Source organism: Mesorhizobium sp. M0174 (assembly GCF_040322275.1).
Lineage (GTDB): Bacteria > Pseudomonadota > Alphaproteobacteria > Rhizobiales > Rhizobiaceae > Mesorhizobium.
On record NZ_JAMYTB010000044.1, the window covers coordinates 1 to 14,568 of the forward strand.

Below are 14,568 nucleotides of genomic sequence, written 5' to 3' on the forward strand. Positions count from 1 at the left end.
CAGCGAATCCAAGCCAAGGGCTGGAAATCGACGTAGACATTGCCGGACGAGTGTTGACGCTGGCGGAGAGATTCCCGCTATACCCCACCTAACCGGTGGGGCAGATGTTCCTCTAACAGTCATCTGTGATTTTTCATCGAATGAGGACCCTGTTTGAGGGGTGATTTTTGTCCAAACGGGGGTCTGACTCACATTTGATGATTTTGCATGGCGGCGTGGTGCTGTGTAAGCGCGTAGGCATCCCCACGTAGCGTGCAGGCGGTTGATCGCTCATTTTCAGCATGAATCATGCGGAGAATCCTCACATGGGAGCATCTATGTCAGTCATCCCCAAAGTATCGGTTCCAGGTTCCAAGCCCGACTGTGTGACACGGCTCGTTTTGCCGAGCCTCATCCACCTCACATACGGTCGCCGTTTTATTTCGGCTGCACCAACATCCCGCTTCCGGCGGGCAGGGCTTAGGTCGACAAACCATTCTATGAGACGAGACGGCATCTCGCCGAAGATTCTCTCGGTCGTCGGCCTGGAACCACCATGGCTCATGAGACCTTGGTGGTATGGCGCCGTCGATGATGACCCCAGAGGCGACATACTTCCAAAGCGCCACCAACAGCTTGCGCGCCAGCGCGACGATGGCCGTCTTCTTCATGCGACCAAAACGGCGGCCGTCATCCCGACAATCAGCTTGCCCAAGCTGCAAGGCCGACATCAAGCTGAACGAATCGCTCGCGGCTCCCCTGATTGCCACTACCCGCCAAGACCGAGCGACGTCTGGCGCAAAACGCCTCCATCGCGGCCCGAGAGGAAGAGCTACAACGCAAGCAAGCAGCCATTGATGCCGCCCAGGCCTACATCCAAAGCCAGGTGGCGAAGAAGATCAGGCTTGAGCGCGGGGCTATCGCTGCCGCGGAGGGTCGCAAGGCCACGCTACTGCTCCCGTCGGCGCGCTGAGGCAGTACACGCATTCTGGCATCGACCCCCGAAGCAGCGGCTTAGCGTGTCAGCGGGAACAGTTCTCTTTCCGACCGAAGGCGCCCGCTGACACGGGTGAAGTCTAGGTATCCGAGTTTTAGATATGCTATTGATAACTCTTTGTGAAGGTTCGCACAACAATGACAATCTTGTAAAGCTGCGGCGCCTTGGGAGTGTCAATCGCGGACAGTGAGTGCCTTAAATGGTTGATACGACTGAGAAAGTAACGCTCCGTCAGCTTCAGATTTTCCTGGCAGCAGTGGAACACAGAAGTTTTTGGCGGGCTGCTGCTCAACTCGAGCTTTCCCCTCCAGCGGTCTCCATGCAGATGGCCAAATTGTCCGAGGCGCTCGGCTCTACTCTCTTCGAGAAGGATGGTCGCTCGATACAACTGACGGCAGCCGCGACGGCGCTTATCCCGTATGCGGAGCGCATGACCGAGGCATTGCATGAGGCCCAGGGTGTGCTCAGCGCCTTGCAAGGGCGATTGAACGGCTTGGTGCGCGTCGCCATGGTTACGACTTCCCGAAACTTTGGTCCCCATTTGCTGCAGGAGTTCCGGCGGCGGCATCCCGATGTCCTCATCGAATCGATCATCGCCAACAGAGAGGGCGTCATCAAGCGGTTGGAGGCCAATCAGATCGACATCGCCCTGATGGGACGGCCACCGCAACGGCTGGAAGTCGAGGCCCTGCCCTTTGCGAAACATCCATACGTGCTGATAGGGCACCCCCTCAATGCGTTGGCAAAGCGAAAATTGATATCGCGGCGCGAGTTGTCACATCAGCCCTTCTTTGTGCGTGAAGAGGGCTCCGGGACCCGAATGGTCCACGAAAACTACTTTCTCAGCGAAAGGCTGCAGTTGCCCAACGCATCGATGATGGACAGTAATGAAAACATAAAACAGGCCGTCATGGCCGATATGGGCATCGCCTTCATATCGGCTCATACGGTGGCACTCGAACTGCAAGCCAAGAAGCTGGCTATACTTGCCGCAGACGGCATGCCGACGATGCGCGAGTGGTTCGTGTTGCACCTGAAGCGCAAGAAACTCAGTCCTGCGGCTCAGAGTTTCAAAGCGTTTGTGCGCGATCAAGGTCCTGCTTTGATGCGACGTCTCTTTGGAATGCTCGAAAAAAAGAAAGCTGGAGGGAGCTAACTTAGCCGCCAGCCTGCCTGCCCAAACCAGATGCTGCGTCGCGCCATTTCCTTGGACCGATCGTGTGGATTGAAGTTCCGCGACTGTCGACTGCAACCGTGACCGGCATATCCTCCACATTCAGCCGGTAGATGGCTTCCATGCCGAGATCGGCATAGGCGACAATCTCAGCTGAGCGGACAGCTTTTGAGACAAGGTAGGCTGCGCCCCCGACAGCGATCAAGTAGGCCGCTTTGTGTCTGGCGATTGCCTCTATGGCTTCAGGACCCCGCTCCGCCTTGCCGATCATTACCTGCAATCCAGTTCCGGACAGAATCTCCTCGACGAAGCGATCAATGCGCGTCGCCGTCGTTGGGCCGGCGGGGCCGATAACCTCATCATCAACCGGATCGACCGGGCCGACATAGTAAATCGCCCGCCCCCTGAGATCCACCGGCAGCGGCTCGCCGGCGCGCAGCGTCTCCACCATCCGCTTGTGGGCGGCATCGCGGCCCGTAAACAGCGCGCCGGATAGAAGCAGCGTTTCACCGGGGCGCCAGCTTTCGATCTCGGTACCCTCAAGGCGATCGAGATTCACACGGCGTACTCCTGCCGCGCTTTGCTCGACCACGATTTCGGGCCAGTCATTGATGCTTGGGACATCAAAGAGCGCCGGTCCGGATCCATCCAGCTCGAAATGAATATGCCGAGTCGCTGCGCAGTTCGGAATAAGAGCGACAGGCAGCGACGCGGCATGGGTCGGAAAACAGCGCAGTTTCACATCTAGGACCGTCGTGACGCCCCCAAGCCCCTGCGCGCCGATACCGAGGGCGTTCACTCGCTCGAAAATCTCCAACCGCACTTCCTCAATCCGCGATGACGGGCCGCGGCGCTTGAGATCGAGCATGTCTAATGGCTCGTTCAAGGATTCCTTGGCCATCGCCATCGCCTTGTCGACACTCCCGCCGACACCGATCCCGAGGATGCCCGGGGGGCACCATCCTGCCCCTAGAGTCTCCACGGTTCGCACGATCCAGTCCGTGATGGAGTCCGCAGGCTCGAGGACTGTGAACTTGGTCTTGTTCTCTGAGCCGCCGCCCTTTGCAGAAACGTCGACCGCCATGCCGGCTCCTGCGACCAGCTCAACGCTCACCATCGCAGGTGTGTTGTCTCCACTATTCAGGCGCCCAAACAGCGGGTCACGGACCATCGAGGCGCGGAGCGGATTGTCATTGGCCCTCCAAGCACGCCGCACCGCCTCGTCTACGAGATCTTGCAGGGACCGATTGGTGAGAATTCGGGCCCCTGTGCCGATCTTGACGAAGACATTGGCCGTACCAGTGTCCTGGCAAATGGGGCGCTTCCCAATCGCGCACATACGCGAATTCACCAGGATCTGCCCGATCGCCTGTTTTGCCGGCGCGCTTTCCTCGCGCTCGTAGGCGGCCGCCAAGTTGCGAACGAAGTCGGGAGGGTGATAGCAGGAGATGAATTGCAGCGCCTCGGCAACGCTGTCGACGAAGTCGGCTTCCCAAATCTCGGTCATCACAGTCTATCCCTCCGGATCGAAGGGGACGTCGAGCAAGGGCGCGTGTTGCTGCGCCCCGTAGACGTCGGTTTCGCCAATGGCTGCGGATGGGCGGCGGCGCTTGATCGTGGCCTTGATGGCATTCGCCGGTTCGAAGGCCACGATATCGAGGACATCTCCCGCCGGAACCCCATAGAGGCGACTGATCAAGCTCCTGTTGATCAGTTGCGTGTCGCGGGCGTGTTCAAATGCACTACGTTCCTTGAAGATGATATCGAGCGTTAGCTCGAAGGGCCCAGCGTTCTTGCTCCTCACGACAAGGGCGGCATCCGCGAGGGTGCCCTTCATGGCAGCGGGCCTTGCAGCTCGGAGATCTCGATAGTGGAAAACAGACTGACGGGATCGTCCATCTCCAGCAAATGATAGAGGCTGAATTCGTAGATCTGTCCGACCTTGAAGTCCGAAGGCGAGTAGGGAAAGGCCAGATTGCCAGCCGTCGAGATGCGGCCGGGATAACCGAAATGCAGCATCGTTGCCCGGGCGAAGCCACAGATCGTGTCGGCAAGACCCTGCGTCTCACCCACCGCCTCAATCACAAGGCAGATTTCATGTGAGGTGATTGTCCTCTGCGGCTCGAGGTCGCCCATAACACCATCCCTGCCATAAACGCGGACCATCAGCTGATAGGCGCTATCCGGGACGTGAGAAAAGTTGTCGGCCACGCGACGGCGAACCCCTTCGATGATCGTACCGACTTGGGCAATGAAGATGGGATCTCGGGCACCAGCGATGGAGACCGTGCGGAACCCGGCTGGCGCGGCACCCTCGAGCTTCACTCTATACGGGCGCGATGGCGAGAAACGGCTGCCGGAGACGCGCACGCGCTGCTCGTCGAGTTGCTCGAAACGCGTTTGTGTTAGGTCTAGCGCGCCGCCAGGACCGGGCAGGTGGTAAGGATCGCTCTTTTCATAAAGCGTGTGCGCTGCAACCGATGCTACGGTGCACCGGCGAGTTGGAGAAAGCGCCTGAACAGTGAAGCTGTTTTCTGACAACGTGCCAAGCATGCAGTCGCTGCCACTGCCCGGTGTCGCGGCGATAGCTGCACATTCGAGAATCTTGCCCATATGCAGCGCTAGCCCGCGGTCGAAGCCGCGCGCGATTGGCACTGCGGCAAAGACAGCTGGATCGTAGCAACGTCCGGCCACGATCACATCCGCGCCGCGCGCAAGGGCATCCAGGAGCGGTTCCTCGCCCATCTGCGCCACGATGTGCGTGCTGGCGTTGATTGTCTCGTGAGTGGCCGTGGGCACTCCTGGAAGCGTATCGACATGACCACGAGTGAGAGCCGCGCAAAGGGCTGCTTTTTCGATGTCGGCCGGAATCGCTGCAAGGCATCCTTGAAGTCGATCCTCCCGCGCGACTTCGCGAACGATATCAAGGGTCCAATTGAGATGGGGACGAGCTCCGCAACCGCCGGCGCTACCGATTAACAACGGGATCTCGCGCCTCCTCGCGGCGCGCAGCATCAAGCGCAAATCGCGCTTCACCGCGGCGCGATCCGTGAAGCAAACTCCTGCTCCCAGATAATATGGGCCCGGATCGCTTGATCCGGCATCGACCGCAATAACATCTGGATCCTGGGCGAGGCCGGCTTCGAAAGACGCTTCCGGAAAGCCGTAGCCAAGAATTGCTGTCGGCGAGAGCACCTTGATTTTGCGCCAGGTGCCCGAACCAGCCCGCTCTGTGCTCGAATTCATGTCATCACACTTACGCTCGCGTTCTTCGCCTGGAGGATTGCCAAGTTGCGCCGCATCTCGTTGGCAACGATGGTCATGCCTTCATCGAAGCCCATGCCTGGTTTGACAAGGACACGCTGCGGCCGCGTCGCCTGCGCGACATGCAGACAGGTCCTTGCAGAGACATCGGTCTCGTTGCAGGTACCGCCTTGATAGGCCTCTACCCCATGTTCCCGGCAATAAAGCACCGCCTCCACCGTGTTATGGATGCTGCCGAGGTCCGGTGTCTTGATCTGAACCATATCGCAGCACTCGGCATCGACGAACTCAACGATGTCCTGGTAGGTGTTGCACCATTCGTCTGCAACGATCTTGACCGAACTCGAACGGGCTCGAAGAGCCTCGCGGATTTCCTTCAGCAGCGCAATTTGACGAGGTTTGCTGCCCGCGTCGACCGGGCCCTCGATATAAAGCTCGAAGGGCGAAACACGCTCGCCCAGCCCCGCGAGATAGGCCGAGATCTTGCCGTGGTCGTTTGCGAAGATCATGCCGATCGTTCCGTAGACATCGACGTGCAGAACAGGTGAATAGCTGGCATCGCTCCGCAATTGCAGGATACGTTGCGTTAGCCAGGTCATGTACTCCTGAAGCTTGCCTCCGTTGCGCCCAAGCTTGCTGGCGACGTTGTTGATCAGGCCGTGGGGCAGCGCGTCGACACCCTTCATGACCATCTTGTCGACGGCGTTGTAACGGTCGTCGCCGCTTTGGCCGAAGAGGGCGAGCGGCTTCAACTCGATAGGAAGGCCGTATTCGTCACACACCACCTCAACTTTGAGCCGTCCCGATGCCTTGGCGGTGGCATCCAGAAGGGCCTGCGACAACCCGTACCGGATGGCGGTATGGATCCGATTGCCATCTTGCTCGAGCCGGTCAAAATAGCGGGCGTTGCCCATGAACTCCGCGACATCCCGTCCGATGAGGAGCGGCCGCAACACTTCTTGCATCCAAGGAATGTAGCCAGCGGCCGTGAAAAGGGGATCGCGCCCGCCGGCACCTGAATACTGCACGGCAGCGCAATCGCCTTCAGCCCAAAGGCCGTTCTGGAGCTTCAGAAGGACGCTGACCGCTTCGCCTGATTGCCTGATTCTATCAAAGCCAGGTGTCTTGGCTTTGCCGACATAGATGAAGCCGTCCTGTTCTGCACCCGCCTTGATTGCCGCCTGATCGTCGAAATAGAACGAGGACAAGGCCGGCGTGAACAATGCTTCCGTGATCTTCATGCGAGTGCTCTTCACTTTGTGTAGCGTGTGTGCCGGCTACGGGCGACCGATCAAATTGCTCGACGAGATGGCGCGGACATCGTCCACTACCATTTGAAATGAGGCCTGGCGGCCTTCGACCGCAGCGCGCTCTGCGATCTTGTCCTTGTGGAACGCGACGACATCTTCCGGGAGCGGAATGTCACCCTTGCTGAAAACCCGGATCGCACCGTTATTGTCGCGGATGGGAGTCATTCGTCCGGCGTTGATGCTGGCCGGCGCGAACGGGATATCCATGACGCCGGCTTCGAACGCCAGGACGGCACCGCGCGCCACATCGCCATTGCCGAGTTCGATGACTTTACGCATCACCGCATGCACTTCTCGCTCGATAATTTCTATTTCCTGCGTGATCTCATCAGTCTCCAGCGGCCTTTGATCCCCAACCATGTTGATCATCTGTGCCGTCGCCTGCAGGCCAGAACGGTTGGCGTCCATGGTCGGCACGCCGGCGGCTTCATGAGGTGACTTCACAATGATCTTAGTCGCCCCGGCGAACTTTGCGGCTGCCGAGCCCAGCGCAATTACCGAATAGGCCTGCGCTTCGCTTTCAGGAAAGCCACCCATCCACTGGTGGAACACCGTAGAGAGCGCGTAATCCTGATAACCAAATTCTTCGAAGTAGTGCTTGGCGAGCCTCCGCAAGGATCGGATGGCGGCGATGTCTTGCGCAAGATTGCCTGCCTGGCCGTATCCTAGCGTGATGCACTTCACCCCCTGTTCCAGCGCCAGCAGTCCCTCGATCAATGCGACCGTGTGGGAGACGAAGGGCGGCACGAGCGTGCCGGTGAGGGGACCGAACGGCTCCCTGTTGATCCTGATGCCTTCCTCTTCGTACAGGCCGACCAGGCGATCGCAGTATTGCCAGTGGCGGATCGACCTCTCCAACGGCACGCTCTTCGAGTACGGGATGTTGTAGGAGATCCCACCGCCCTCGAAGCTGGAGAATCCCGCAGCTAGCGTGATCTCCGCCAGCAACCGGGCATCGGGCGTGCCATGACGGACTTGAACGGGCTTTTCGAGATTGTCGACTAGGCGTTGGCAGCCGGCGACACCGTGATTGACCGGAGGGAATCCGTTCAAGAGGGATGTGCCTGCAGCTCTGGATCGCTCGATGCCCTTCTCCGCCTCGTGATAGCGGTTGTGTCGTGTGTAAGCATCAACCGTGGTCGGGAGGACATCGCAAAAGGGAGAAAGGTCTTGGAGTAGCCGAATATGTTCGAGCAGCAGGGCCACGCCGGCGCGCGGCTGCAACAGGGTCTTGCCGCTGGCTTCCGCTCGCGCCAGGGAGATCGAGAACTTCTTTGAGTCCGCCATTTCCTGATGACGCTGGATGGCCGCGGCGAAATTGACATCGTGGCCCGTTGGCCAAGATCGAAGCACACCACACCGCTCTGATTCATACGTCGATCGATCGAGCTTCTTGTTTTCGATCGTGGTGCCAGCAGGAAGTGTCATGAAGGGAACCGCCGGGGAGGTTTTCGATATCAATGGTTTTCGACCAACGCCTCAAGCCCTGCGCGGACCGCAGCCGCAGGATGGGCGGCGGCGACGTTTGCGAGAAGCGGCAGAAGATATTCCGGATCACGGAGGTACCTCGCTCGAAGCGGCGCCAGAACGCGTTTCCCATATTCGTCGGTACCCAGCGAAGAGAGGCTGTCTCGCGGCCGAAAGTTGGCGGTCGCGGAGAGATATCCGCCGGTTCCGATGATCTGCGGAACCTCTGTAAGGTCACGCCCAACCTGGACGGTGACCAACCCTTCTGCGGTACAGACCTCATGAGCCCGGCCTGAATGACGCGCCACCGAGTGCACCAGGTTCGCGCTGGCAAGCACCCCATCAAACCTCCGCTCCTCAGGGTTACTGGCCAGTGTTTCGGGAGCTCTCGATACCCTGTCGACAAAGCTCGAAAAGGCTGGATCGGCACCGAGGCTTTTTGACGTATCAAGCTTTCGCGCGGCCACCGCTGCCGAGCGGGCAGACACGCGCATGCCGAGGTCGCCCTCCACCGTACGCTTCACTTTGGCTTCAGGCAGTCCACGACGCACCGTGCCTGCCAGATTTTTCTCCTCGTGCACCGAATACACATCGGTAGTAGCACCACCCATGTCGACCATCACGAACTCACCGAATTCCGGAGCGAACTCGGCGATGTAGCGGCAGTATTCGAATAGGGCATAAGGCGTGGGCCAGGGTTCTTTACCTGTAGAAGTGACAATCCGATCGAGGCCCTTGCCCGTCGTTATCCTTTTGAGAAAGAGCTCCCGGATCGCAGTGCGGGCCGGCTCGGGATTGGGGTTTTCCAAGTCCGGCAGTACGTTTTCAACGCAAACCAGGTCGCGGCCATCCAAGATGCGTTCCACCTCGTCGCGGACGGCGCGGTTCCCTGCAAAGACAATGGTCGCCGCCAAGTTAGCTTTGGCAAGCTTTCGCGCATTTTCCACTGGATAGTGCGTGTTGCCGCCATCGGCTCCGCCTGCGAGCAGGATGATGTCCGAGTTGGAATTGCCAAGCGCGGCAATGTCGGCGGTGCTAAGCGCGTAGGCGAAACTATCTGTGATCTTCGCTCCAGCCGAGTATGCCGTCAGCTTAGCCATCTCTGCCGTGAGATCGGGCACGATGCCAATTGCGGCGATAGCCAAGCCGCCCTTAGCCGACGACGAATAGAATATCTGATCGGGCTTTCCATCCGCAGACAACGCGTCATAGACGGCGTTGAAGCCGCGAGAGAGGTCGTCCACCGTTGTCGGACGAGCTGCGCGCTTTACAACCCGCAAGTCGTTCCGACTCGATAGCACAAAGGTTGCACCTTTGGTCCACGTAGAACCGATATCGATCGACAGGAGCCTCATCCGACTTGTCGGAGCTCGGAAACTCCGACCAGCTGCGCCTGCCTCCGACCGCGCGTGATGTCGCCCTTAAGCATCTCTGCAACCGTGGCTAGATCAACGCTGGGCTTGAACACCCTATCGAAGCCCATGGCCTTGAAGAGCTCTTCGATGGCGGAGAAATCACGCTTTCCAATAATAAGGTTGCCACCAACGTAGAGAACGATGTCGCCCAGGCCGCGCTCAACACAACGGTCACGAAATCCCATGCAGTCGATTTCGCCGTGGCCGTAGATCGAGGAGACCAGGATCGCATCGGCACCGGTCTCGATAGCCGCATCTATGAACTCATCCTGGCTAACCATCACACCGAGGTTCACCACATCGACGCCGTGCTGCCCGAGCACGCTCATGATGATCTTGTTGCCGACTGCATGACAGTCCGCTCCAATCACGCCCAGCACCACTTTGAATTCAGGAGCGACCATTCGATTCATCTTCCTATGAGCCCCGCAGATGCATCCCTTTACAACGAGCATCCGTGGAGTCAACAATCATTATCTGATGATAGAAATAGATAAATTAAACTGATCTGTTAGGAACGATGAGCCTTCGGCATTTGGAGAATGAAATGGTCAGTTTGCGGGTCCGGCCTCATCGGAGGTGAGCATCGATCTTTCCTAGTTCAGCTCAAAGATCGGCAGCGTTCGACCCAGCAAGAGAGGCCGTGGTCGAGTTCCAGATCGCAGATGATGGTTCCGTAGCGCTGCTCCTAGCGCCGGGCTCAATCGCGCCGTGTGTTCAGACGAGTCTTCCATCGGTGAGCCTTTGCGATGTAACGCTCGAAGATCAACCCGGCAGCAAGCTAGTGTTCCGCGATTTGCGCTGACATTGCATTGTGAAAAGATCTATCTATGCGGGTTGGACACGTCATTCGCTCCACGCCGGCCGGCTAGGCGGGCGCGCCACATGGCTTAGGGTCCCCGTTCACGCGGCTGCTGGAGAATTGAAAGCTTTGCACAGGCTATCTTATTGTGCAATCGAGGCGAACAACCTGCAAACTCAACGAAGTCGGACGTATTTTGCGGAGCATACCACATGGGGACGAACGAGCTGAGCTGGAACCTTCTGCGCAGTTTTTGCATCATCGCTGAAGAGAGGAGCATCACCGGCGCCGCGAAACGTCTTCGAATGAGTCAGCCATCCGTCAGCCTTGCGCTGCAAAAACTAGAAGATCAACTCGACTGTAAGCTCGTCTTCCGTGACCCTCGCCATTTTGCGCTGACATTGCGCGGCGAACAGATTTACCAGGAATGTTCCGAGATGTCCCGGTGTGTTGACCGAATCGGCACCCTCTCTCTCGACGGGAGCGATGACGAATTCGGAGAGTTAAAGCTCAGCATGGTTACCCGGCTACAGTCCACTCTCGTGGACGAAGCACTTCGGCTCTATCACCAGAGATACCCATCTGTCACATGGCGCATTGACATCAAGACGTCGCTCGAAATCGTGCGACAGATCTCGATGGACAAGGCTGGCATCGGCATCTGTCTTTTGACAAAAAAAATGCCGACGCTGCGATGCCGCCACTTATTTCGAGAGGATTTTGGCATATTTTGTGGTGCCGAACACCCTCTATTCGGAGTTCAGGAGGTAAATGTCCGAAGGCTTCAACAAGAGCCCTTCATCGCCTTCGATTGCGCCACTGATGGGAGCGGATTCGAGCCGATGATCTTTCTACGAGAAGGCCTTGGTCTCGGACGCCGAGTTAGCGGATGGAGCCACGAGCTCGACGAGGTGCGCCGCATGCTGATATCGGGTCTGGGCATAGGCCTATTGCCCGTTCTCACCGCCCACGATGATGTCGCCCAGGGGCGACTGTGGCCGTTGCGGCTGTTCGATGAGCCGCTCGGCGCGGATGTCTACCTCATCTCTTCCAACTTGAGCTCGCTGACCCCTCCGGAACAAAAATTTGCCGACCTGATTGATGAGCTTCTGGGCCTTTATCCCGAGATGACCTGAAGGTGTGGCACCCAGAATCGCATCATCGAGCGCCCATCAACGTCGTATAACCCTCATCGCGGCGGCTAGGTCTTCTTGCGAAAGGCCGGTGGATTTGAAGACGGTCCGCCCGATCTCGTTCAGGCGGCCCGGGTGGCCCCGCGCAAGCTCCGTCAGATCCGCCACAATATCTTCTGCGAAGAATGCGCCCTCGGCGATCGGTTGCGCCAGATCGCCCGCCAGAACAGCCCCTGCGCGCCCGTCGACGAACACTCGCGCGCCAGTGATCGCAGCCGTATCACTTTCGCGCATGTCGGGCTTAAATGCGCCTATGAGATCGAGGTGCGATCCGTCCCGCAGCCAGGCGCCGCGGATCATCGGCGTTGTTGAGGCTGTGACCGAACTTACCACATCCGCTAAGCGACACCCGGACTCTATATCCTCACACGTTTCCGCTGGAAGGCCCCTCATAACGAGCGTAGCCGCCAGGGACCTAGCCTTTTCCACGCTTCGTCCCCAAATCAGCACGCGAGTGTAGGTGCGTACACTCGCGTGGGCGTGGGCCACCGAGAGTGCTAGCTGACCGGTCCCGACAACCAATAACGTTTGGACGTCTTCCCGGGCCAGATAATCCGCTGCCAGCGCCGAGGCCGCCGCGGTGCGCCGCGCGGTGAGCGCATCCCCATCTAGCGCTGCCGTAAATCTACCGTCAGCCCCGTCGAACATCAGCATGCCGGCGCTGATAGTCGCCTTGCCGTGTGTTGCATTGCCAGGAAAAAAGGTAACGACCTTGACCCCAATCGCTCTGCCACTCTCCCAGGCAGGCATAATCAGAAGTGAGGCTTTTTCGCCATCCGGCAGGTCCATCTCAAGCACCTGACGCGCCGGTGCAACCGTTCTGGCGGCGGAGAAATTCGCTCGAAGTTCCTCGATCAGCCCCGGCCAGTCTAGCCGTGCTTCGATCTCTGCGTGGTCGAAAAGCTGCATCAACGATCCGCACGTTGAACGACGGCGTGCAGAAGCATGTTGAGGCCTGCGCGGAAATCTGCTGGTTCGCAAGATTCATTGTTGTTGTGGGTGATCCCACCCTTGCAGGGTGTAAAAATCATGGCGCTGGGGCAATGCGTCGCCATGTGATAGGCGTCATGACCCGCTTGAGAGCGTATATCGCGCCAACTATAGGACTGACGGACTGCCTCAGCACGGATGCTGTTGATAAGTTCCTCGTCAAAAATGTCGCCTCCCCAGCTCCATTCGTCCTCGACCACGGCGATACAGCCGGCCATGGCGGCGCTGGCCTTGGCGGCACGACGCATCTTTTCAGCCATGACCCTGGCGGTTATAGGATCGGGGTGGCGTACATCGGCGACGCATTGGGCCGTGTCAGACAGAATGCCCGGCTTGTTCGGCCAAGCGGCAAGCCGCGATCCAGTGGCCTTGCCGTCGTGGATCGCAAACTCCCAACCAATATCGTCAACTGCAGTCAGAAACCTCGCCCCGGCGATCAGCGCGTTGTGGCGCAGGTCCATCGGGGTTGGGCCGGTGTGGGCGGTTTCGCCTTCGAAGCGAACACGGATGCCGTGGCTCGGGTAAGCGCCGGTGACGATCCCTACCTCCCGCCGCTCCGCATCGAGGATCGGTCCCTGCTCGATGTGCAGCTCGAAATAGGCGTCGATCTCTCCTGCCTGGCAAGGCTTGTCGCCCTTATAGCCAATTCGTTCAAGCACATCGCCGAAACGTTGGCCATCGTCGGCAATCAGGTCGTAGACCCAGTCGCGTTCGTACTGCCCGACAAAACAGCCCGAGGCCACCATCGGCGGAGAAAACCTCGCGCCTTCCTCGTTGGTCCAGTCAACGACGATAATGGGCCTTTTGGTGACATGCCCGAGATCGTTAAGCGCGCGCACAAGCTCGAGCCCGGCAAGCACTCCGGCAATCCCGTCGAAGCGCCCCCCGTTAATCTGAGTGTCGAGATGGCTGCCGATCAGGATCGGTGGCAGTTCGTTGTTGGTACCATTGCGCCTTGCGAAGATTGAGCCGAGTTCATCGATATCGACGCTCAAGCCTGCCTCCCGGCACCAGCCACAAAATAGATCGCGCATCTCGCGATCTGAGTCCGTGAGCGTCAGACGCGACAGGCCTCCCGGACGGCCTTTGCCAATCTTGGCGGAAGCTTCGATTGTTGACCAGAAACGGTCGAGGGACACACGAGCCTCGGAGCAAATTGTCATAGATTATTTCTTTCAAAATAGTGACGTCACTGGCGCCGATCAGGCCAGTGATAACCTCGGCCAACATGATCAGCGGCGGAAGCACCGATGGCACCCACGATTGTGCGGCACCCTCAGTTCTATAAAAAGGACGACGTTTTCCTCCCGTTCCAGACTTCTATCGTTCGGTTGAAAATGCCGGCCGAAGCAGATTTCTTTTCTAGAGATCAGCGGTACGCGTCGCCTTTCCAGCCCAGCAGAGACCCTAGATAAGGGTCATGTGAAGCTCCGTCCGACGGTCGGAAGATGCCTCGCATAACCGACGAAGAAAAATAGGTCAGAACTATCGCAGCAATCGACGGTGCCTATCTGCGAAATGCTGAAATATTCTGTACTCTCAAAAGAGGCCGTGCTTTCCTGAAGCTTCCTTGGACCTTCCTCCAGGCACAAGGCACCAAGACTGTTAACAATAATCAGGGGAACTAGAGGCCATGCGTGTAAGATCAACTATGGGTTACTTCTGCGCTGCACTTGCACTTGCTGTTGCGGCGACACCATCTGCCCGAGCCTCTGTGCTCGATGACGTCAAGCAGCGCGGCGTTCTCAACTGCGCGACCGGCGATGGGATCCCAGGCTTCAGCTATCTTAATCCCAAAACGTCAAAGCTGGAAGGATTGGACGTTGACTTATGCCGTGCTACGGCAGCTGCCGTTCTGGGCGATCCGGACAAAGTCAAGTTTGTAACTGTTACTGGCAAGAGCCGTTTCAACACGGTGACGACGGGGCAGGCAGACGTCGGCTATTTTTCTACCACTATTTATCCTGTTCGAGAATC

At 58.4% G+C, this 14,568-nt stretch carries 12 protein-coding genes; 3 read left to right on the top strand and 9 right to left on the bottom strand.

Annotated features, from left to right (window positions below):
- Positions 1 to 1,175 precede the first annotated feature (1,175 nt).
- Entirely contained in the window at positions 1,176 to 2,132 is a 957-nt protein-coding gene (locus NKJ13_RS30905) for a LysR family transcriptional regulator (protein ID WP_352779428.1), read from the top strand.
- 1 nt (position 2,133) lies between these two features.
- On the opposite strand, the gene NKJ13_RS30910 is transcribed toward NKJ13_RS30905, so the two are convergent.
- From NKJ13_RS30910 to glmS, 7 genes are read right to left on the bottom strand one after another with little or no spacing between them, the layout of a single operon-like run.
- On the bottom strand, positions 2,134 to 3,657 hold the full coding sequence (locus NKJ13_RS30910) for a fumarate hydratase (RefSeq protein WP_352779430.1): 1,524 nt from the start codon (positions 3,655 to 3,657) through the stop codon (positions 2,134 to 2,136).
- Between the two features lie 6 nt (positions 3,658 to 3,663).
- Complete coding sequence (locus NKJ13_RS30915) at positions 3,664 to 3,987, bottom strand: DUF4387 domain-containing protein (RefSeq protein WP_352691807.1); 324 nt, start codon at positions 3,985 to 3,987, stop codon at positions 3,664 to 3,666.
- Complete coding sequence (locus NKJ13_RS30920) at positions 3,984 to 5,396, bottom strand: acyclic terpene utilization AtuA family protein (RefSeq protein WP_352779432.1); 1,413 nt, start codon at positions 5,394 to 5,396, stop codon at positions 3,984 to 3,986. The genes NKJ13_RS30915 and NKJ13_RS30920 overlap by 4 nt, the downstream gene beginning before the upstream one ends.
- Positions 5,393 to 6,655 carry a methylaspartate ammonia-lyase gene (locus NKJ13_RS30925; protein WP_352779435.1) on the bottom strand — a complete coding sequence of 421 codons (1,263 nt, stop codon included), beginning with the start codon at positions 6,653 to 6,655 and terminating at the stop codon, positions 5,393 to 5,395. Before NKJ13_RS30925 ends, NKJ13_RS30920 begins: the two co-directional genes overlap by 4 nt.
- 36 nt (positions 6,656 to 6,691) lie before the next feature.
- Positions 6,692 to 8,152 (bottom strand): methylaspartate mutase subunit E, encoded by a 1,461-nt coding sequence (locus tag NKJ13_RS30930; RefSeq protein WP_352779437.1) that lies wholly within the window; start codon positions 8,150 to 8,152, stop codon positions 6,692 to 6,694.
- Between the two features lie 29 nt (positions 8,153 to 8,181).
- The gene (locus tag NKJ13_RS30935) at positions 8,182 to 9,546 is read right to left on the bottom strand and encodes a glutamate mutase L (protein WP_352779439.1); all 1,365 of its coding nucleotides are present in this window, start codon (positions 9,544 to 9,546) and stop codon (positions 8,182 to 8,184) included.
- Positions 9,543 to 10,010 (bottom strand): methylaspartate mutase subunit S, encoded by a 468-nt coding sequence (gene glmS / locus NKJ13_RS30940; protein ID WP_352691813.1) that lies wholly within the window; start codon positions 10,008 to 10,010, stop codon positions 9,543 to 9,545. The genes NKJ13_RS30935 and glmS overlap by 4 nt, the downstream gene beginning before the upstream one ends.
- A gap of 610 nt (positions 10,011 to 10,620) precedes the next feature.
- On the opposite strand from glmS, the gene NKJ13_RS30945 reads away from it, so the two are divergent.
- Complete coding sequence (locus tag NKJ13_RS30945) at positions 10,621 to 11,544, top strand: LysR family transcriptional regulator (RefSeq protein WP_352691814.1); 924 nt, start codon at positions 10,621 to 10,623, stop codon at positions 11,542 to 11,544.
- A 36-nt stretch (positions 11,545 to 11,580) separates the two neighbouring features.
- Here NKJ13_RS30945 and lhpI read toward each other — a convergent pair whose 3' ends face one another.
- Complete coding sequence (lhpI, locus tag NKJ13_RS30950) at positions 11,581 to 12,510, bottom strand: bifunctional Delta(1)-pyrroline-2-carboxylate/Delta(1)-piperideine-2-carboxylate reductase (protein WP_352779441.1); 930 nt, start codon at positions 12,508 to 12,510, stop codon at positions 11,581 to 11,583.
- The gene (locus tag NKJ13_RS30955) at positions 12,510 to 13,754 is read right to left on the bottom strand and encodes a Zn-dependent hydrolase (RefSeq protein ID WP_352691817.1); all 1,245 of its coding nucleotides are present in this window, start codon (positions 13,752 to 13,754) and stop codon (positions 12,510 to 12,512) included. Before NKJ13_RS30955 ends, lhpI begins: the two co-directional genes overlap by 1 nt.
- 470 nt (positions 13,755 to 14,224) lie before the next feature.
- On the opposite strand from NKJ13_RS30955, the gene NKJ13_RS30960 reads away from it, so the two are divergent.
- On the top strand, positions 14,225 to 14,568 hold a 344-nt coding region (locus NKJ13_RS30960), incomplete at its 3' end, for a transporter substrate-binding domain-containing protein (RefSeq protein ID WP_352779443.1).